Origin of the sequence: Marinobacter sp. C2H3 (assembly GCF_037080155.1) — a bacterium.
GTDB lineage: Bacteria > Pseudomonadota > Gammaproteobacteria > Pseudomonadales > Oleiphilaceae > Marinobacter.
The window spans coordinates 92,039-112,480 of the sequence record NZ_JBBBNZ010000004.1 but is presented as its reverse complement, the minus strand read 5'-3'; the positions used below and the strand labels follow the sequence as shown (position 1 = coordinate 112,480).

Sequence of the window (20,442 nt, the reverse complement as noted above, 5' to 3'; positions counted from 1 at the left end):
GGCGGTCATTCTCCCCGTTCACTCACATCGACGGTGTCGTCGGCATCCACTTCTGCCTGGTCCAGAATGGCCTTTGGCAGTTCCTTTTTCACCCGAATCCCAAGCTCAACGAAGCGGTTGGCCTGGGATACCAGGTTGCCTCGCCCCCGGGTCAGCGTGTTCATAGCGGCGTCATAGGTGCCCTGGGTGGTCTGCAGCTGGGTACCCAACTTCTCCATGGCCTCCACGAATACCCGAAGCTTGTCGTAGACCGCGCTGGCCCTGTCGGCGATGCGGCGGGCGTTCTGGCTCTGGCGCTCGTAACGCCAGATATTTTCAATGGTGCGCAGGGTCGCCAGCAACGTGGTGGGCGTTACCACAATAATCTTTCGCTCAAACGCTTCCGCGAAGAGGTTCTCGTCCTGCTGGAATGCCGCCACAAACGCAGGCTCGATGGGCATGAACAACATCACGAAATCCGGTGAGTGCAGGCCGCTCAGCTGACTGTAATCCTTTTCGCTCAGGGTTCGGATGTGCTGGCGAACCGCCTCGATGTGGTCGCGGAGCGCCTGATCCCGGGCCGCCTCTTCCTCAAGATTGACCCAGTTCTGGTAGGCAACCAAGGACACCTTGGAATCGATGATCAGGTTTCGGCTGTCTGGCAGGTGCACCACCACGTCGGGCCGGAACAGCTGATGGTCGCCGTCGCGATAGCTGCCCTGGGTCTCGTATTCCACGCCTTTGCGCAAGCCGGACCGCTCCAGCACCCGTTCCAGGATCAGCTCGCCCCAGTTGCCCTGCACCTTTTTATCGCCCTTGAGCGCACGGGCAAGGTTGGAGGCTTCCTCGGTGATTTGTCGGTTCAGCTCCTGCAGGGACTGGATTTCCGAACGCAGGGCCTGACGGTCCCGGGTGTCAGCGATGTAGACGTCTTCCACGCGTTTGCGAAAATCCTGGATCTGCTCCCGAAAGGGGTTGAGCAGCGCGTCCAGGCTGGTGCGCGCCTGCTGGCTGAAGCGTTCCTGTTTCTGGTCAAAGATGCGATTGGCCAGGTTTTCAAACTCCTGCCGGAGGGAATCCCGGTTCTGCTCCAGCACCGCCAGCTTTTCCCGGGCGCTGCGGCGCTCACCGTCCAGGGTTACCTGCTGCTCCCGAAGCGCCAGGCGGGCCTGTTGCAGCGCCTCCATGGTGTCGTCGAGCCTGCCCTGCCGAGTGGCCAGCTCTGCTTCCAGGGCGGTCACCCGCTCCGCGCGCGCATTGGCCTCCGCCTGGGCCTGGTAGAACCCGGCCCGCCAGCGGTTAACGCTGGCCAGCGCGCGAACCAGGCCGGCCGCGGCGATAGCCGCCAGCACCACCAATACCGCCAGAGCTCCGGCGGCGGACTGCGGCTGCTCAACTATCCAGGCAATCAGTGCGTCGGGCACGGTCCGGTCTCCGTAAACATCAGGGTCTGTCAGGGGTTGGTCAGAGGTTTGGCGGCGCGTTCCGGCTCACAGTGTAGCGCACCTTGCTGGCGCACCGTACCTGACCACACCGGCGACTGGCACCTAAATGACCGATTCCCATAAAAATAGCCGCCCTGACCATGAAATATGCCGCTCAGTGCGCATCCGGCTATGGACGACCGGCGTATTATCCTCTACAACGGAAGTGTCATCCTGATCAGCCTGACGGTGGAACCCCCATTATGCTAAAGGCGCTGTGGCGAAAACTCGGGGCCGGAGAAGCCCAGCCCGAAGGCTTTCGGATTCTGCCGCACATCACCCATACCGGGGAGTTTCACCTCGAGCGACTGGTTGCCCTGCTCAAACAGCGCTATAGCCACCAGTTTCGGGCCGCCTGGGAACGCCCTGAAGACGACGCCATCCGGGACATGATCAGTTTCGCTGCCCGTATTCAGGATCAGGACGTACAGAGGGAGCTGCTGCTTTTTTACCTGAACTGCTCACCGGTCATCCAGGAATATCTGCGCCAGGAGACGGATCTGGGCGACGGTGGTCTGTTTTCCCGTTGATAGCTCCCCCTGTTCTCACTGCCGATCCCTTCCCCAGGGTCACCGAGCCGTGTGGACCGTTTCAGGCTCGCGTTAACCTTCTGTAAACTCAAGACACCGGGCGTTTCGTGTATACTTGCCCACCTTATTCTGACGAACCGATTTTGTGAAACGATGCGCCTAAACCCACGCCAAGAGGGTGCTCTGGTGCCAGCGCGTTTGCTCGCTTCGAGGTATTCATGGCATTGAGTGGTTTGCGATCCCGCCGGTTACGGCCTTTCGGCCTCTATGCACTGGCCGCTCTGGGCGTCCTGCTTACCGGTTGCTCCTCCGAACGTTACCTGATGGTTCCCAAGGACAACCTGAATACCCTGTCCGAGTCGGTTCAGTCCCAGCGGGCCACGCTGGTGACGATGGAGGGCAACGCGGCCGTTCGCCAGGACCAGCTGTTGTCCCAGCAGAAGGCGAATACTGACACCATCCTCTCCGCCATCGCGGAGAAGATTCAGAAGCCACAGTGCCCGCCGGTACGGCGCCAGAAGGCCTGCCCGACCGCTGCCGACTTCGGACGGGCCGCCAGCCTCAACGGCAAAATGGTGGTCGGCCAGATCGAGAAGTTCTACCTGGCCGGACCCGGGCTGATCTACAGCGCCCGTATCGACAGCGGCGCGGAGACGTCCTCCCTGGATGCCCGCAACATCACCCGGTTTGAACGGGACGGGACCAACTGGGTGCGGTTTGACGTGCCCGTGCCCGGCGAAGACGGCAAGTTTGTGACCATGGAGAAAGAGATCTCCCGGAAGGTTCGCATTCTTCAGGCCAGCTCCGACGAGGCCGAGCGCCGGGTAGTGGTGGATCTGCAGTTTGCCATCGGCAACCATCAGCAATCCGCCGAGTTCACCCTCACCAACCGAAAGGACCTGGATTTCCCGGTGCTGGTGGGCCGTAACGTACTCCAGGACGTCATGGTGATTGATGTCGGCAAGAAATTCGCGACCCAGCTGCCCGAGAAACTGACCCAGCCAAACGGAGACGGCTCTTGAGCAACCCCTCCCGCATTCCCTTCTACGCCGCTGTTTTTCTGCTGATGGCGGCCGGCATCGCCCTGGCCATCTGGCGCCATACTGAACTGGGTATCCCCTGGATGGCCGGCGAACAGAAGCCCATCTGGATGGTGGAGGCGCGGATCGATTTTGATGCCGCCAACAAGCCGGTTCAGGCCAGCCTGAACATCCCGGACCAGCCACCGGGATTTACCATTCTCTCGGAGCAGGCGGCCTCCCCCGGCTATGGATTCGCCATTATCGAGACCGCCGGCGGCGGTCGCCGGGCGGAATGGACCAAGCGCGACGCCGTCGGCCCCCAGACCCTCTATTTCAAAGCGCAGTTCGTGCCCTCCGAGCGGGACGCGGCCGGGCCGGGCCGCAAACCAAAGGCGCAACCGGCCTTTTGGGAGGAGCCCCAGGCGACCGCCGTCAAGCAGGTGTTAAACCAGGCCAGGGAGCGTTCGAGCACCCCCGAGAGTCTCACCCGGGAGCTGATCCGTTTGCTGCAGCCGGACAGCGACAACCAGAACACCCTGCTGCTGATGTCCGACAGCAACCGTTTGCCGCTGCTGGTAAAAATGCTGAACAGCGCCGACATTCCGGCGCGAACGGCCGATGGCCTGAACCTGGAAGACGCCCGTCGCCGGCAACAGCTGACCCCACTGCTGCAGATCTACAACGGCGAAGAATGGCTGACCTTTGACCCGAAAACCGGCGAACAGGGCGTTCCAGAGAGCCTGCTGCTCTGGCGTCAGGGCGCCGATTCGCTGCTGGACGTGGTCGGCGGCGACAACTCCCGGGTCAGCTTCTCCATGATCAAGCAGACCATTCCGGCCCTGCAACTAGCCACCCTGCAGGCCAAATCCGGCAGCCTGGGCTTTCTCGGCTTCTACGAACTGCCCATTGAAGAGCAGAGCATGTTCCGCCTGCTCCTGCTGCTGCCCCTGGGCGCGCTGGTGGTGGCGTTCATGCGCATGCTGATCGGCATCAAGACCTCCGGTACCTTCATGCCCGTGCTGATCGCCGTGGCGTTTGTGCAGACGGCCCTGGTACCCGGGCTGATTGCCTTCATTGCCATCGTATCGATTGGCCTGCTGCTTCGGGGCTATCTCTCCAGCCTCAACCTGCTATTGGTCTCGCGAATCTCGGCACTGATCATTCTGGTGATTTTCATTACCGCCGGCATGTCCATCCTCGGTTACCAGATGGGCTTCAACACCGGCATGACGGTCACCTTCTTCCCGATGGTCATCATTGCCTGGACGATTGAACGCATGTCCATTCTCTGGGAGGAGGAAGGCGTCCGGGAGGTGCTCACCCAGGGCTCCGGCAGCCTGTTCGTGGCCGTGTGCGCCTACCTGTTGATGAGCCTGCCAATCTCCGGGCACCTGACCTTCAACTTCCCGGAGCTGCACCTGGTGATTCTGGGGCTGATCCTGCTGATGGGCCAGTACACCGGCTACAAGCTGACGGAGCTGCGCCGGTTCTCACCCATGAAGGCGTACGACTGATATGCCGTGGATTTCCCCCCGCGCGCTCAATCGTCTGGGCATGCTGAACATGAACCGGCGCAATGTGGATTACATTGCCCGGTACAACGAGCGATCCGCCTACCCTCTGGTGGACAACAAGCTCAAGACCAAGCTGGTGGTGGCGGACTACGGCGTCCGCACCCCCAAACTGCTGCAGGTAGTCACCCAGCAGCATGAAATTTCCCATTTCCGGGAGATGGCGGCAGACCTGAGCGGCTTTGCCATCAAACCGGCGAAAGGCTCTGGCGGCAAGGGCATTACCGTGATCATCGGCCGGGACGGCGAAGAGTACGTGAAGGCCTCCGGCGCTCGGGTCAATTCCGCCTATCTTCAGAGGCACCTGACCAATATCCTGGCGGGCCTATACTCTCTCGGCGGCGCCCCGGACGTGGCGATTGTAGAGAGCCTGATCCAGCCTCACCCAGGCCTGGCCCGCTACTCCCACCAGGGCGTGCCGGATATCCGTATCATCATTTTCAAGGGCTACCCGGTGATGGCCATGCTGCGCCTGGCGACCACGGCCTCCGACGGCAAGGCCAACCTGCACCAGGGCGCCATTGGCGTGGGTCTGGACATTGGCACTGGCCGCAGCCTCAACGCGGTTCAGTTCAACCGGCCCGTGATCCTTCATCCGGACAACGGCCTGGCGCTGGAAAACCTGCACATTGCAGACTGGCCGGAAATGCTGGAAATGGCCGCACGTTGCTACGAAGCCACCGGGCTGGGCTACATCGGCGTGGATCTGGTGGTGGACGCCCAGGAGGGCCCCATGCTGCTGGAGCTGAATGCCCGCCCGGGCCTGGCGATCCAGATGGCCAACGGCCGTGGCCTGCTGCCCCGGCTGCGAACCATCGAGCAGCTCAAACGTCCCCACTTTTCCCCGCGAGAACGGGCCGACTTTGCCCGGGAAGCCTTCGCCAACCTCTGAGGCCCGCACCCGCGAAGACCGGCCACGGACAACCGCGCATAAAAAAAGCCGGAACCCCGATCAAGGGTTCCGGCTTTTTTGCGCTTCAAGGGCTCGGGTTTAGAGCTCGCCCTTCGCCAACAACAGACGGCGCTCGTGGCTCAGGCCCTTTAGCAGGCCCCACGTCATGACGAGCAGGATCACGGTAAACGGCAGGCCGGCGCTGATGGCGGTCGCCTGAATGGCGCCGAGGGCGTCGGAACCGCCACCGAACACCAGAGCCGCCGCAATAGCACCCTCCATGACCGCCCAGAACACCCGTTGGGCGGTCGGGGCGTCGGTCTTGCCACCGGCGGTGATGCTATCGATGACCAGAGAGCCGGAGTCGGACGACGTCACGAAGAACACCAGCACCAGCACAATGCCCACGAGGGAAATGATGCCGGTCAGCGGCAGGTTGGCAAACATCTGGAACATCGCCAGGGACACGTCGGTGAGACCATCGGTTGCCAGAGCACCGATATTGTCCTGAATCTGCTCCAGAGCCGTGCCGCCAAAGCTGCTCATCCACACCACGGTGATCAGGGTCGGAATGATCAGCACGGCGGTGATGAACTCACGTACGGTCCGACCTTTGGACACTCGCGCAATGAACATGCCCACGAACGGTGACCAGGAGATCCACCAGGCCCAGTAGAACACGGTCCAGCCCTGCATCCACGCTTCGTCTTCGCGGCCAAACGGGTTGCTGAGCGGAATCACGTTCGTCACATACTGAGACGACGTAACCCAGATCGTCTGCAGAATGTCCATGGTGGGGCCGGCGAAAATGACAAAAAACAGCAGGATGGCGGCCATGCCCATGTTGATGTTACTCAGCAGCTTGACGCCGCCGTCCAGGCCGCGGACAACCGAGAACAGGGCGACAGCCGTCACGCCTACAATGATGGCAATCTGGACATTGGTGCCGCTACCCGTATCGAACAGGTAGTTCAGGCCCGACGCCGCCTGCTGGGCGCCAAAACCGAGAGAGGTCGCCAAACCGAAAATCGTCGCAACCACCGCCAGCACATCAATAACGTGCCCGGGCCAACCCCAGACGCGATCCTTCAGCAGAGGGAAGAACGCCGACCGAATGGTCAGGGGCATGTTCTTGTTGTAGGCAAAGAACGCCAGAGACAGCGCCACGATGGCGTAGATGGCCCAGGGGTGCAGGCCCCAGTGGTACATGGTTGCGCCCATCGCCAGCTTGGCGGCTTCCGCCGTGTTCGGCTCAACCCCGAGCGGGGTCTTGTACCACCCCGTAAAATACGCGGTGGGTTCCGCGACGGCCCAGAACATCAGGCCGATCCCCATGCCCGCCGCGAACAGCATGGCGAACCAGGACATGTTCGAGAACTCAGGCTTCGCGTCCTGGCCGCCAATCCGGATTTTACCGACCGGCATGAAAATCAGCGCCAGGCACACAATCACAAAGACGTTGGCGCTGAGCAGGAAGAACCAGTCAAAGCTGGCGATGATGTCCCACTTGGCCCCGTCCAACAGATCCTTGGATTGCTCGGGAAACATCAGGCTGCCGACCACAAAGCCCACGACGATCAGGGCTGAAATGGGGAACACCCAGTTATGCAAATCCAGGCCCAGGATACTAATGTTATCCTGGCCCGCGACGTAATCCGTCTGATATTCGTCTTTCACGACCTCGCCCACAAGGCGCCTCCTGGTTTTGAAAAGTCTGTTCAGAATCGGAATTCACACATTAACGATGAGCAAGTTTAATGTTTTGACCTCAAAACATCAAAAGTCGATCATTAACGCTGCGCCAACACCCAGAATAGACCACTCAGGGGAAACCATGATTCGAGCCAACGCCTTGCCGCTTCGCTACTCCGCCCTCGCGCTCAGTCTCGTTGGGCTGATCGTCTCGCTGCCGCTGTCCTTGTGGGCTGGCGCGGGGTATTGGGTTGCGATCATTTTCGCCGCGCTGTCCGTGCTCGGCGTCTATGATGTGCTTCAGCGCCGCCATACGGTAAGCCGGAACTATCCGATCCTGGCCCACTTTCGCTATCTGTTTGAGGCCATTGGCCCGGAAATCCGGCAATACTTCATCCAGGGCGATACCGAGGAACGGCCGTTTTCCCGAGAGCAGAGGGCCGTGGTGTACCAGCGCGCCAAGAACGTGCTGGACAAACGCCCGTTCGGCACACTGCTGCACACCTACGAGGAAGGCTTTGAGTGGATGAGTCATTCCGTGACCCCCACCAAAATCGCCGACGCCAACTTCCGTATCACCATCGGAAAACGCTGCGCCAAGCCCTACAGCGCCAGCGTTTTCAACATTTCTGCCATGAGCTTCGGTTCGCTGTCCGCCAACGCCATCCTGAGCCTGAACACCGGCGCCAAGCAGGGCGGCTTTTACCACGACACCGGGGAAGGCTCGATTTCCCGCTATCACCGGCAACCCGGGGGCGATCTGGTGTGGGAGATTGCGTCCGGCTATTTCGGCTGCCGAAATAAGGACGGCAGCTTTAACGCGGACCTTTTCCAAAAAAATGCCGCCCTGGATCAGGTAAAAATGATAGAGGTCAAACTATCTCAGGGGGCCAAACCGGGGCATGGCGGCATTCTGCCCGGGGCCAAAGTCACGCCAGAAATTGCCGAGGCCCGGGGCGTTGCCGTGGGTGAGGATTGCGTGTCTCCCGCCAGCCACTCCGAGTTTTCCACACCGGAGGGGTTGCTGGAGTTCGTTGATCGCCTGCGGGACCTGTCCGGGGGCAAACCGGTAGGCTTCAAGCTGGCCATTGGCCACGCGTGGGAGTGGTTTGCCATCGTCAAGGCGATGCTCAAAACCGGGCGCCGGCCGGACTTTATTGTGGTGGACGGTGGCGAAGGCGGTACCGGTGCGGCACCGCTGGAGTTCATCAACCGGCTGGGCATGCCGATGACCGAGGCGCTCCTGCTGGTGCACAACACTCTGGTGGGCACCAACCTGCGGGAGGAAATCGCCATTGGCGCGGCCGGCAAGATCACCTCCGCGTTCAACATGGCCCGCACCCTGGCCCTGGGAGCGGACTGGTGCAACGCGGCCCGGGGTTATATGTTCGCCCTCGGCTGTATCCAGGCACTCAACTGCCACACCGGCCGATGCCCCAGTGGGGTCGCCACTCAGGACCCACGGCGGGGCAACAAGCTGGACGTGCAGGACAAAAGCACTCGGGTCTACCACTTCCACAAGAACACCCTGGAAGCCCTGCGCAACCTGCTTGAAGCCTCCGGGCTGAACCACCCGTCCGAGCTGGGCCCCGAGCACATCGTCCGCCGGATTTCCAGCACCGAGATCAGCTCTTACATGGATCTGTATCCGTTCCTGGAACCCGGCGCCCTGCTCGACGGTGACACCGGCCACTCGGTGTTCGATCGGTTCTGGGACGAGGCCAGCCCGGATTCTTTCGAGCCGCCCGCTTCCATTCGGGCACTGCGGGAAACCAAGCTGCGCTGACGGCGCCCAAAGGCGCAGCGAGTACCGGCAAATTCACAAAACCCTGTTTATTTTTGCGAAACGCTGGTGTAGACTTCGCTCCCGCTAAGCCACTGAGACAAACCCGTTTTCTCGTCGGCAAAGCACATCGGGGCGTAGCGCAGCTTGGTAGCGCACTTGCATGGGGTGCAAGGGGTCGTAGGTTCAAATCCTACCGTCCCGACCAGAATTCCCCGGGAAAGGCGGTCACGGAAACGTGACCGCCTTTTTCATTTCAGGTACCGCAATCTTCGGCCCCTGTGCCATCTCGCCTCAGCCCGGGCAGTGAGGGGCCGGCTAGCCCGATTCAACCGCCGCCTGCTGAGCGTCACCCTCTGGCTCCAACGCCTCACGCACGTTCCTCGCCGTCCGCTCGAACGTCAACGCGAGGCGCTCGAACATCCCTTCGATGATCGCCGTCTGGGTCGTGGGCTCGCCCGCCTCGCCAATGGCGGCGAGCAGCCGTGCGCTGGCGTCGCGGAACGCCGGGGTAGTCTTCCCGAGGGCACAGGCCAGGTAGGCGTCCGCCAGCGCGCGCTGCCACTGGGGCAGGCAGCGATCCACCTCCGCCGAGCGATGATTCTGAATCAGTCGTCGCAGGCGGACGGACACGTGGCCGAGGTTCAGGCCGGTAAAGCCAAGGTCGGTCATGACCCGGTTGCCGCTGGCGTTGGCCTGGTCGAAATTGGCCAGCCGGAGCAGGCGCTCCCCCATACGGCCGTTGTACCAGTCCTCCGGGTGGTCATGATCGTCAACGGCGGCCAGGTCCCGGGCGGCCGCGTGAATCAGCCGCCGCTGCAACAGCAGGCTGTCCGGTGGCGTCACCAGGCGGAACACCCAGTACAACACGCCAATGCCAGTGACCAGCCCGAGCGCGGTGCTGATGGCGGTATCGGCGCTGAAGGTCATGGCGTTACCCGGCTGGGTGATCAGGGTAAACGGAATGCACAGGCCGAGCCCGTAAGGCAGGGTGGGCCGGTTAGCCAGTAACAACAGCCCGACAAAATAGGGGCCGGCCAGCACCAGCACCAGCATTTCAAAATCGCCGCTGCTGTGAGAGAGAAAACCAAGGCCAAACAGCAGGGAGACCGGCACGGCCACCACCGATGCGATCAGCAGCCTGGGCAGCAGCAGGGAAAGGACCCCCAGTGAGAACCGGGCGAACATCACCGAGAACACCACCGGCATAATCATCAGCATGATGGCGGCCTGGCTGCCCGTCTGAACCCACACGGTGGCGCCAATCAGGAACACAAACGCGGTCCGCACGCCGTTTACCGCACCCACCAGCGGGTCCCGATGGGTGCGCAGCCTCGGCGCATTGAGCAGGGTCTGGCCCCGGAATTCGAGGGCGTTGTAGGCCCGCAACACCACCACCAGATCCGCCACCAGCTCAATGGCGGTCTGGCTGAGGCGGGTGACGATGGCGGTTTCGCCCTGCTGGGCGTCCCGGAGCTGGCGGAGTTGCTGGCGCAGCTGTTGGGCCCGTCGGTAGCCGGCTTCGTAGCTGTCGGTGCCGGCCACTTCCTGGAACCCCGTTCGCAGCGTCGATAACAGCTCGGCAAAGGCGGGGGAGACCAGCTCCCGGTGGTTTCGGTGAAAGCGGCCAATGATCTGGCCAACGGCGAGCAATGACAGCGTACGATTGCACAGCAGGCTGGCCGCCCTGCCCCGCCCCGGGCCTTCCGGGCCCTCGTAGGCCACGGCGCTGGAGTCGTCGTTCAGGCCAACCAGGGTTTCGAGAATTTTGTCCGCCTGCTGATGGCGCTGCTCGTGGGTGCTTTCCGGGTCCAGCTCCAGCGACAGGTAATCCATGGTGTCGTTGATGGCGGAACGGGCCTGTGTCCGGAGCGACTGCCGCACGGTCACCGGCCATAACAGGCGGCTGACCAGCATGGCACACAGGGCGCCCACGGTGATCTCACTGATCCGGGCCTGGGCGATGGCAAACACGGCCTGGCTGTCGGCCGAGCCGGGGCTGGCCATCACCAGGATGACCACCAGCCCGGCGGTCATGCCTGCCATGGCGAACGCGTAGATGTAGTTGGTGCTGTGGACCATGGAACCGGCGGCGGAATTCAGCCCCATCCAGACGGTCAGGCAGGCCAGGGCCAGCACGGGCTGGTTGGCGAGGTTCACCAGGATGAGAATCCCCACACCGCCGCCCACCACGGAGCCGACGATCTGGCACAGGGCTTTTTCGATCACCAGGCCGCTCTCGGGCCGAATCTGCAGGAATACCGCGGACACCAGCGCCCAATAGGGCCGGTCCAGCTGAAGGTACATGGCCGTGAACAGGGCCAGCGCCATGGAAATCACGCCCTTCAGGGCGAAGATGACCGACCGGCGGTCCGGCGTCAGCAGTTGGGCGAGTACCGGGTGCAGAGTCACGGGGACGCCGCTCAATCGTCCATCAGGGAAATGGAGGCGGTCATGCCGGCGCTCAGGGTCAGGCCTTCCGGCACCTCATCGAGCGTCAGATCCACCGGCACCCGTTGGGCCAGCCGCACCCAGTTAAAGGCCTGTTGCACCTGGGGCAGCAACTGATGGCTGCTGCTGGTGTTGGCATCGGCAATTCCCCGGGCAATGCTTCGCACCGTGCCGCTCAGGGTTTCGCCGCCGCTCATCAGGTGAATGCGTGCACGCTGGCCGACGTGGATCTTCTGGAGCTTGGTTTCCTCAAAGTAGCCCGTGACGTAAAAGGAGTTAGCGCGAATCAGCGACAGCACCGGCGTACCGCGGCTGACGTAATTGCCCTCGCGCAGGGTCAGGTTGCTCACGGTGCCGTCCTCAGGCGCGACCACCCGGGTTCGCTCCAGATCGATCCGTGCCGTGTTCAACTGCGCCTGGGCCAGGTCGTAGGCGGCCTTGGCGGATTCCACCTGGATGCGGTAGGTGTCCAGATCTTCCTCGCTGATGGCCTCCCGGCCGCTCAGGTTCTGACGGCGCTGAAACTGATGCTTGGCCAGTTCCCAGGCGACCCGCTTCTGCTCTGCCATGGCCTCAGCCTCGGCGATGGCGGCCCGGTAGCGGGTGTCATCCACGGTGAACAGCAGGTCGCCTTTACGGACGGCGCCGTAGTTGCCTACGGCGAGTTCGGTCACCCAACCGGACACGTCCGGCGCCAGGGTGATCACATCCGCCCGGATCCTGCCGTCCCGTGTCCAGGGCGAGTACAGATAGTGATTCCAGGCCCAGAGGCCGGCGGCAATCGCTACCACCACCACCAACAGCGTTACGCCGACGCGCGCCAGTTTTGTCATGGCTCAGATAACACTCCCGTAGAGATACACAATGGCGGAAAGGAAGCAGACGAACAGGCCGACGTCGAACCAGGCGTCCCTCCAGATCCGCCGTCGCAGATCCAGTTGGTGGAGCACGACCCGGGTGGCCAGGGTCAGCAGGACGGCTACCGGCACAAAGGCCACCAGCGGGCTGAACAATAGCCCACCCAATGCCAGTTCATGCAACATTCATTCAGGTCTCCTGAGCTACGCTGGGCGGAGCCACCCCCGAATCAGCGCAAAATCACCAGCGGCTTGCGGGCGGTCTCCAGCATGCGCGTGGTGGTGCTGCCCACCAGGAACCGGCGAATGACCGAATGGCCGTAGGCGCCCATGATCAATACGTCGATGTCGTTCTCTTCCTGGTAGGAGTGTAGCGCCGGCTCGACGTCTCCGCTGCGAATTGCGGTGTGAATATCCATGCCCTGGTTCGCCAGCGCCCCAGAGGCATCGGCCAGCAGCGAGCGGTTGCGCTCGTTATCCGTGCCCACCAGCACCAGATGCAACGGCATTCCGCGGAACACCGGGGTGCCGGCCAGCAGTTCAATGCTGCGGAACGCGGTGGCGCTACCATCGAATGCCAGCATGGCGCTCCGGGGCTCAGCAAAGTCATCGGGCACTAGCAGCAAAGGCCGGTGCACGCTGCGGATCACGGTTTCAAGCTGGCTGCCAACGTGCCCCCCCTGCCCCGGGCGGCCCTCGCCGTGCAAGCCCAGCACGAACAGGCGGGCCTCGGGCTCCAGAGCCACCAGAGAGCCGGCCAGTTCATCGTGGCGCTGGCGCTGGTGAACATCCGTGGCGCCGTCGGCGCGAACCCGCTTTTCGGCCTCGTCGAGCATCACATGGCCGTGCTTGAGCGCCAGCTTACTGCGCTGCTGGTCAAGCGCCACCAGTTCGTCCAGCAGGTGCTCCCGACTGCCCAGGCCAATGTTGCCTGTCATGTCCGTGCGGGCGGGGTACTTCTCGTCGTCCAGCACGTGCAACAGCAACAGGGGCGCCCCCATGCGCTGGCTGGCCCAGGCGGCGTAATCGCAGACGCCGAGGGCCGCTTCCGACCCGTCAATGCACGCCACTACCTGAGGGTGCTCATCGGCGGGCAGATCGCGGCTGGCGCTGGAGGCGGGGTTTGCGTGTGTCATTGTTCTTCTCCCTAGTGCGCCATCAGGCGTTCAACGGCGTCCGGCTTATCGTGCACGCCAAACCGGTCCACGATGGTGGCGCTGGCCTCGTTCAGGCCAATCACCTCAACGTCCGCGCCCTCCCGGCGGAACTTGACCACCACTTTATCCAGCGCGGCAACGGCAGTGATGTCCCAGAAGTGGGCGCGGCTTAGATCGATCACCACAGTATCAACCGCTTCTTTGAAATCAAAGGCGGCGATAAATTTCTCCGATGAGCTGAAGAACACCTGGCCAATCACCCGGTACGTCCGGGTATCGCTGGTCTCATCCAGCTCGGTGCGGATCAGCATGAATTGGCCCACCTTGTTGGCAAAGAACAGCGAGGCCAGCAGCACACCGGCGAGCACGCCAAACGCAAGGTTGTGGGTAGCCACGACCACCACCACGGTGACCACCATAACGATGTTGGTGGACAGCGGGTGTTCCCGCAGGTTTTTGATGGACGCCCAGTTAAAGGTACCGATGGACACCATGATCATCACGGCCACCAGGGCCGCCATGGGAATCTGCACCAGCCACTGGTCCAGCACCAGCACCATGATCAGCAGTACGACGCCGGCGGTCAGCGTGGACAGGCGGGTTCGGCCCCCGGATTTGATGTTAATGATCGACTGGCCAATCATCGCGCAGCCGGCCATGCCACCGAGAAGACCGGCGCCGATGTTGGCAATGCCCTGCCCTTTGCATTCGCGGTTGCGGTCGCTGGTGGTGTCGGTCAGGTCATCGACAATGGTGGAGGTCATCATGGATTCCAGCAGGCCCACCACGGCAAGGCCCAGGGAGTAAGGCAGGATGATCATCAGCGTATCCAAATTCAGCGGCACGTCCGGCCACAGGAACACCGGCAAGGTATCAGGCAGCTCACCCATATCCCCAACGGTGCGGATATCGAGCCCCATAAGCACCGAGACAATGGTGAGGGAGACAATGCAGATCAGCGGCGAGGGCAGGATCTTGCCCACCAACGGCACCAGCGGGAACAGGTAGATAATACCCAGCCCGGCGGCGGTCATCGCGTAGACGTGCCAGGTGACATTGGTCAGCTCCGGCAGCTGCGCCATGAAGATCAGGATGGCCAGGGCGTTCACAAAGCCGGTGACCACCGACCGGGAAACAAATCGCATGAGGCTGCCCAGCTTCAGGAACCCGGCCAGAATCTGGACTACGCCGGTCAGCAGCGTGGCCGCCAGCAGGTATTGAAGGCCGTGATCCTTTACCAGGGTCACCATCAATAGCGCCATGGCGCCGGTGGCCGCCGAGATCATTCCCGGGCGCCCGCCCACAAAGGCAATCACAACGGCGATACAGAAGGAGGCGTACAGGCCCACTTTGGGGTCAACGCCGGCAATGATGGAAAAGGCAATGGCTTCAGGGATCAGGGCCAGGGCCACCACAATACCGGCGAGCAGGTCGCCGCGAAGGTTGGAGAACCACTGGAGTTTCAGAGACGTGGGCATGGTCGGCATATCCGGTTAACGGCAGGAACAACGCCGCCCGATGGAAGAGGAGCCAATGCGTCACTGAACTGGGTCGTCAGAGGTCTGCCCGCGGCCACCGGAGCGACAAAAAGGCGGCGACTTTACCAGAGCCCGCCCGGGACTTCACCCCGGAGCGGCGACTGACCGGCGCGGTCAGAGCCGTGAAACCAGCCAGCGGTCCAGGGCGGAACCCTGACGGTAGCCGAACCGGACAAGCAGCGCCGCGATCACACCGGTGGCCGCCCCGCCCAGCACGTCGCTGAGGTAGTGAATACCGATATACACCCGGGAAAACGCAATCAGCGCGGCGACGGCAAGCAGAGCCAGCCCCTGAACCCGGCGGCCATGAAGGAGAAACGCTGCCGCGACGGAAAACGCGGCGGTTGCGTGGTCGGAAGGGAACGAAAAGTCCGTACTTGGCGCGACGATCAGGTGCGTCAGGCCGGCGTCGTAGGGGCGCATCCGCTGCACGAAGAGCAACACCGCCTGGTTCAGCGCCAGACCCAACAGAAAAGAGAACCCCGAGGCCACCAGGGTATGGCGATGCACCGCCCGGGCATCACGCCTTCCCCACCACTGCGCCGCCACGGCGAACACCATCAACGGTACGCCTGCTGTCGAGGCCAGAATCATCAACTGGTCAATAAGGTGGATCTGGCCGTTCAGCTGGTTTATTACGAGGGTAAACCGTTGATCGAGTTGCTCAAGCACGTGGTTTCAGACTCCGGATGATGGGTGGACGGGCGCCGTCCTTTTTGAATCCTGGCCGGCCCGCGCTTCCCGATGGTGTTACCGGCTGTTGCCGGGCCCGATCAGGCGGCGGCGCTGCGCCAGAACCAGCAGCAACGCTGCCGCCGCAAACAGTGCTCCCGCCCAGAATGTCTTCGCCGGCCCTACCCACTGCCACAGGGCACCCGCCAGGGTGCTCGCCACCAGCAGGGCAATCCCGGTAATCAGATGAAAAACCCCGAACGCGGTCCCACGCAGTTCCTCCGGGGCGGTATCGGACACCAGCGTCGCCAGCAAACCCTGGGTAAAGCCCATATGCAGGCCCCAGAGCGCCACGCCAATGCTCACCCCGAGGATGCCAGTAGCTCCGGCAAGCACCACATCGGCCACCACAAGAATCGCCATGCCTGCGACCAGCAGCGTAGAGCGATCCATCCGATCCGCAAGAATGCCCACGGGATACGCCGACAGTGAATAGGCAAACGCCATGATTACCAGCACCATGGGGACGAACATGACAGCGAGGCCGGCATCCTGCGCCTTGAGGATCAGGAAGGCCTCGCTGAAGCGGGCCAGTGTAAACACGGTGGCAATGCCAACCACCCACCAATAGGCGACCGGGAGATGCTGGAGTTCGCTGCGCCGGAGCGGCATTCGGACACGCCGCCGGGAAGCAGGCCGCGGGGGCTCACGCACGGCCACCAGCAGGATACCAACGGAGAGCACCGCGGGCACACAGGCAAACCAGAAAACGGCGGGGTAGTTGTCCGCCGTTAGCCACATGAGCCCGATGGCAAGCAGCGGGCCCAGGAAAGCGCCGATGGTATCCAACGACTGCCGAAGCCCGAAGCTGGCGCCGCGCAGCTCCGGCGGCGCCAGATCTGCCACCAGCGCATCCCGGGGCGCGCCGCGAATGCCCTTGCCGATCCGGTCAACAAACCGGGCGAGGAACACCAGACCAATGGTATCCGCTATGGGGAAAAGCGGCTTTACCAACGCCGCCAGGCCGTAGCCGATCACCGCCAGCAGCTTACGGCGGCCTAGCCAGTCACTGAGCGCGCCGGAAAACACCTTGGTAACCGAAGCGGTCGCTTCGGCGATGCCCTCCAAAATGCCAACGGTCAGCGCGGACGCCCCGAGGGCGGTCACGAGATACATCGGCAGCAGTGCATGAATCATCTCCGAAGACACATCCATCATCAGGCTGACCAGGCCCAGGGCCCAGATGCCGGCAGGAATGGAGAGGCGTTTTGGCGATGCGGTGGAAGACGCCGAGGGTGGCAACCGGGATGAGGACAACGGAGGCTCCTTGATAAACGATGGACAGGCTCGAGCGCCGGCAGAACATAGGCAGGCATCCTGTGGCGGCAACATTAGCACCAACTTAACGCCAACATTACCCTCGGTACACAGAACGTCTGGGCGGGGCGGCCCTGAAACACGGTAAATCGCACGGGGAGTCTGAGTGATATATTGGCAGGGCCTGAGACGCTGGCGGCCGCAAATTGCCCTGGGGCAAAAAAAGGCCCGTCAACGCTCCTTCGTGTGGGACGAAGCAACGCCTTTCTGATATCATTACGGCGCGTTTATTCATGGCTCGCCATGGCTCTAGGAGACGCGCGTAGACCGTATGATTGCGGTTATCAACTCTTGTTGATGACTTAGATCAAGTCTCAAGTGGAAACAGGCGATCAGTTACACCAATATTGGCGCCGATTTCTGCGTGGAGTCAACCTGCTCCAGTGGCCTGTGGCCTTGTGCCCCAACCGCCGGCGCGGCGATTCCGAAACTTCCATTCTAAACGGTTAACTACATGTGAGCTTGTTGTTCAGGCCCAGCCTGTGCCGCTCAAATGAGGTTGAGAAATGAGAGAAAAGAGCTACTTACGCGCCTTGGGCGCTGTGCTGTTAGCCGCACTGCCATTCCTGTTGTCAGGATGTGGTGGCGCGCTGATGGACCCCAAGGGACAGGTCGGTGAAGAACAACGTGTCCTGATCTTTACGGCGTTCGCGCTGATGCTGATCGTCGTCATCCCCGTCATCGTGATGACGCTGCTGTTCGCCTACCGCTACCGCGAAGGCAACAAGGATGCGACCTACAAGCCGAACTGGGCGCACTCGACCGCCATTGAGGTTGTCGTGTGGTTCATTCCGTGTGTGATTATCGCCGTCCTGGCCGTTCTGACCTGGATCACGTCTCACAGCCTCGATCCGTTCAAGCCCCTGGAAACTGACAGCGACCAACCGCCGCTGGAAGTTCAAGCGGTCTCCCTGGACTGGAAATGGCTGTTCATCTATCCGGAGCAGGGTGTTGCCACGGTGAACGAAGTGGCCTTCCCCGCCAACCGTCCCGTGAGCTTCCAGATCACCTCAGGCACCGTCATGAACTCGTTCTGGATTCCCACCCTGGGCTCCCAGATCTACGCCATGGCCGGTATGGATAGCCGCCTGAACCTGATCGCCAATGAACAGGGCGTGTTTGACGGCCGCTCCAGCAACTACAGTGGTGCCGGCTTCTCCGAGATGGAGTTCAAGGCACACGCCATGTCCGAAGACGAGTTCAAGGCCTGGGTCGAGAAGGTCAAGTCTGCTGACCAGCCCCTGTCGTACGAAGGTAAGTATCAGGAACTGGAGAAGCCGAGCGAGGCTGACCCCGTACAGTATTTCTCAGACGTTTCACCGAACCTCTACAACAACATCCTCAATGGCTTCCGCAAAGGCGTGGAAGACAAAGGCGAGCATGGTGAAAACAGCAACCCAGAGCATGGCGAGCGCGTGAGCGCAGAGGCAGTGGAGTAAAACTATGTTCGGAAAATTAACCCTGGATGCAATTCCGTACCACGAGCCGATTATCATGGTCACGGTCGCAATCATTGCGATCGTTGGCGCCGGCGTCGTTGGCTGGATCACCCTGAACAAGAAGTGGGGCTACCTCTGGCGTGAGTGGATCACGTCCATCGACCACAAGAAACTGGGCATCATGTACTTCCTGGTCGCCCTGGTCATGCTCATCCGCGGCTTCGCGGACGCCATCATGATGCGTACCCAGCAGGCCATCGCTGCCGGTGGCGCGGAAGGCTACCTGCCGCCCGAGCACTATGACCAGATCTTCACCGCCCACGGTGTGATCATGATCTTCTTCGTCGCCATGCCGATGGTTATCGGCCTGATGAACCTGGTGGTTCCGCTGCAGATCGGCGCCCGCGACGTGGCCTTCCCGTTCATGAACAACCTGAGCTTCTGGCTGTTCGCCGCCGGCGTCGTGCTGGTGAACGTCTCCCTGTTCGTGGGTGAGTTCGCCAAGACCGGCTGGCTGGCGTATGCGCCGCTGTCAGGGGCGAAGTACAGTCCGGGTGTCGGGGTGGATTACTGGATCTGGGCACTGCAGATCTCCGGTATCGGGACCACGCTGACCGGCATTAACTTCTTCGTGACCATCATGAAGATGCGCACCAAGGGCATGACCCTGTTCCGCATGCCGATCTTCACCTGGACCTGCCTGGTCACCAACGTGCTGATCATCGCAGCCTTCCCGATCCTGACCGCAACCATCGCGCTGCTGACCCTGGATCGCTACTTCGATTTCCACTTCTTCACGAACGACATGGGCGGCAACCTCATGATGTACGTCAACCTCATCTGGGCCTGGGGCCATCCTGAGGTGTACATCCTGATCCTGCCGGCGTTCGGTGTGTTCTCGGAGGTCATTTCCACCTTCGCCAAGAAGCCGCTGTTCGGCTACAACACCATGGTGTGGGCAACCCTGGCGATCGGCGTGCTGTCCTTCATCGTGTGGCTGCACCACTTCTTCACCATGGGCGCCGGTGCCAACGTCAACGCCTTCTTCGGCATCATGACGATGATCATCGCGATCCCGACGGGTGTGAAGATCTTCAACTGGCTGTTCACCATGTACCGTGGCCGGCTGGAGTTCACCTCTCCGGTGCTGTGGACCCTGGGCTTCATCATCACCTTCACCATCGGTGGTATGACCGGCGTCATGCTGGCGGTTCCGGCGGCAGACTTCGTGCTGCACAACAGCCTGTTTGTTATCGCCCACTTCCACAACGTCATCATCGGCGGCGTGGTGTTCGGCATGATGGCCGGCTACACCTTCTACTTCCCGAAGGCGATCGGCTTCAAGCTTAACGAAAAGTGGGGCAAGCGCTCCTTCTGGTTCTGGATCGTCGGCTTCTACACCGCATTCATGCCGCTGTACATCCTGAGCTTCGACGGTGCGGTTCGCCGTATGCAGAGCTACGCCAACACCGAGTGGCAGCCGCTGATGATCGTGGCCTGGTTCGGCGCCGTGCTGATCCTGTGCGGTATCGCATCCACCGCGATCCAGCTGTTTGTGAGCATCCGTGACCGCAAGCAGAACCAGGACGTCACCGGCGATGCCTGGAATGGCCGTACCCTGGAGTGGGCCGTAGCTTCACCGCCCCCGTACTACAACTTCGCGCACCTGCCGGAGATCCACGCGATCGACAACTACTGGGCAGACAAGCAGAAGAATCAGGGCAAGGCGCAATTGGCCGACCCGGAGACCATCAAGTACAACGACATTCACATGCCGCATAACACGAACGCGGGCCCGATCATGGGTGTCTTCAGCATCGTGTTCGGCTTTGCCCTCGTGTGGCACATCTGGTGGATGGTTGGCCTCGGTGCCATTGGTATGTTCGCAGCCTTCATGGCGCGGATCTTCAGTGAGAACACCGACTATCACATCCCGGCCGAGGAAGTGAAGCAGATGGAAATCGAGCACTACAATCGCGTCAAGATGCAGGCTTAAAC

16 protein-coding genes and 1 tRNA gene are annotated in these 20,442 nt (G+C 61.8%); 8 read left to right on the top strand and 9 right to left on the bottom strand.

The window, feature by feature from the left end:
• Positions 1 to 5: 5 nt before the first annotated feature.
• Positions 6 to 1,403: a DNA recombination protein RmuC gene (rmuC, locus tag V3388_RS13150; protein WP_336368032.1), complete on the bottom strand. Its 1,398-nt coding sequence runs from the start codon at positions 1,401 to 1,403 to the stop codon at positions 6 to 8.
• 263 nt (positions 1,404 to 1,666) lie between these two features.
• Here rmuC and V3388_RS13145 point away from each other — a divergent pair, with 263 nt between their 5' ends.
• The 4 genes from V3388_RS13145 to V3388_RS13130 all read left to right on the top strand — a co-directional run bounded on the left by V3388_RS13145 (position 1,667) and on the right by V3388_RS13130 (position 5,478).
• Complete coding sequence (locus tag V3388_RS13145; protein ID WP_336368031.1) at positions 1,667 to 1,993, top strand: hypothetical protein; 327 nt, start codon at positions 1,667 to 1,669, stop codon at positions 1,991 to 1,993.
• A 218-nt stretch (positions 1,994 to 2,211) separates the two neighbouring features.
• Positions 2,212 to 3,015, top strand: a complete 804-nt coding sequence (locus tag V3388_RS13140; RefSeq protein ID WP_336368030.1) for an ATP-dependent zinc protease family protein — start codon at positions 2,212 to 2,214, stop codon at positions 3,013 to 3,015.
• The gene (locus V3388_RS13135) at positions 3,012 to 4,529 is read left to right on the top strand and encodes an inactive transglutaminase family protein (RefSeq protein ID WP_336368029.1); all 1,518 of its coding nucleotides are present in this window, start codon (positions 3,012 to 3,014) and stop codon (positions 4,527 to 4,529) included. Before V3388_RS13140 ends, V3388_RS13135 begins: the two co-directional genes overlap by 4 nt.
• Position 4,530: 1 nt before the next feature.
• Positions 4,531 to 5,478, top strand: a complete 948-nt coding sequence (locus tag V3388_RS13130) for an alpha-L-glutamate ligase-like protein (RefSeq protein ID WP_336368028.1) — start codon at positions 4,531 to 4,533, stop codon at positions 5,476 to 5,478.
• A 99-nt stretch (positions 5,479 to 5,577) separates the two neighbouring features.
• On the opposite strand, the gene V3388_RS13125 is transcribed toward V3388_RS13130, so the two are convergent.
• The gene (locus V3388_RS13125) at positions 5,578 to 7,167 is read right to left on the bottom strand and encodes a BCCT family transporter (protein WP_336368027.1); all 1,590 of its coding nucleotides are present in this window, start codon (positions 7,165 to 7,167) and stop codon (positions 5,578 to 5,580) included.
• Between the two features lie 145 nt (positions 7,168 to 7,312).
• Between V3388_RS13125 and V3388_RS13120 the strand changes: the two genes are divergently transcribed.
• Positions 7,313 to 8,956: an FMN-binding glutamate synthase family protein gene (locus V3388_RS13120; RefSeq protein ID WP_336368026.1), complete on the top strand. Its 1,644-nt coding sequence runs from the start codon at positions 7,313 to 7,315 to the stop codon at positions 8,954 to 8,956.
• A gap of 128 nt (positions 8,957 to 9,084) precedes the next feature.
• Positions 9,085 to 9,161, top strand: a tRNA-Pro gene (locus tag V3388_RS13115).
• A gap of 110 nt (positions 9,162 to 9,271) precedes the next feature.
• Here V3388_RS13115 and V3388_RS13110 read toward each other — a convergent pair.
• From V3388_RS13110 to V3388_RS13080, 7 genes are all read right to left on the bottom strand, one after another.
• Positions 9,272 to 11,380 (bottom strand): FUSC family protein, encoded by a 2,109-nt coding sequence (locus V3388_RS13110; RefSeq protein WP_336368025.1) that lies wholly within the window; start codon positions 11,378 to 11,380, stop codon positions 9,272 to 9,274.
• Positions 11,377 to 12,237, bottom strand: a complete 861-nt coding sequence (locus V3388_RS13105; RefSeq protein WP_336368024.1) for an HlyD family secretion protein — start codon at positions 12,235 to 12,237, stop codon at positions 11,377 to 11,379. The genes V3388_RS13110 and V3388_RS13105 overlap by 4 nt, the downstream gene beginning before the upstream one ends.
• Before the next feature lie 3 nt (positions 12,238 to 12,240).
• Positions 12,241 to 12,447, bottom strand: a complete 207-nt coding sequence (locus V3388_RS13100; RefSeq protein WP_336368023.1) for a DUF1656 domain-containing protein — start codon at positions 12,445 to 12,447, stop codon at positions 12,241 to 12,243.
• Positions 12,448 to 12,491: 44 nt separating this feature from the next.
• Positions 12,492 to 13,397 carry a universal stress protein gene (locus V3388_RS13095; protein ID WP_336368022.1) on the bottom strand — a complete coding sequence of 302 codons (906 nt, stop codon included), beginning with the start codon at positions 13,395 to 13,397 and terminating at the stop codon, positions 12,492 to 12,494.
• 11 nt (positions 13,398 to 13,408) lie between these two features.
• Complete coding sequence (locus tag V3388_RS13090; RefSeq protein ID WP_336368021.1) at positions 13,409 to 14,896, bottom strand: SulP family inorganic anion transporter; 1,488 nt, start codon at positions 14,894 to 14,896, stop codon at positions 13,409 to 13,411.
• Between the two features lie 174 nt (positions 14,897 to 15,070).
• Positions 15,071 to 15,628 carry a phosphatase PAP2 family protein gene (locus V3388_RS13085; protein ID WP_336368020.1) on the bottom strand — a complete coding sequence of 186 codons (558 nt, stop codon included), beginning with the start codon at positions 15,626 to 15,628 and terminating at the stop codon, positions 15,071 to 15,073.
• Between the two features lie 78 nt (positions 15,629 to 15,706).
• A complete protein-coding gene (locus V3388_RS13080) occupies positions 15,707 to 16,945 on the bottom strand; it encodes an MFS transporter (protein WP_336368019.1) in 1,239 nt (412 codons plus the stop codon).
• A gap of 566 nt (positions 16,946 to 17,511) precedes the next feature.
• Here V3388_RS13080 and cyoA point away from each other — a divergent pair.
• Both cyoA and cyoB read left to right on the top strand, forming a co-directional pair.
• The gene (gene cyoA / locus V3388_RS13075; RefSeq protein WP_336368018.1) at positions 17,512 to 18,444 is read left to right on the top strand and encodes a ubiquinol oxidase subunit II; all 933 of its coding nucleotides are present in this window, start codon (positions 17,512 to 17,514) and stop codon (positions 18,442 to 18,444) included.
• Between the two features lie 4 nt (positions 18,445 to 18,448).
• Positions 18,449 to 20,440, top strand: coding sequence for a cytochrome o ubiquinol oxidase subunit I (gene cyoB, locus V3388_RS13070; protein ID WP_336368017.1), 1,992 nt, complete (start codon positions 18,449 to 18,451; stop codon positions 20,438 to 20,440).
• Positions 20,441 to 20,442 lie beyond the last annotated feature (2 nt).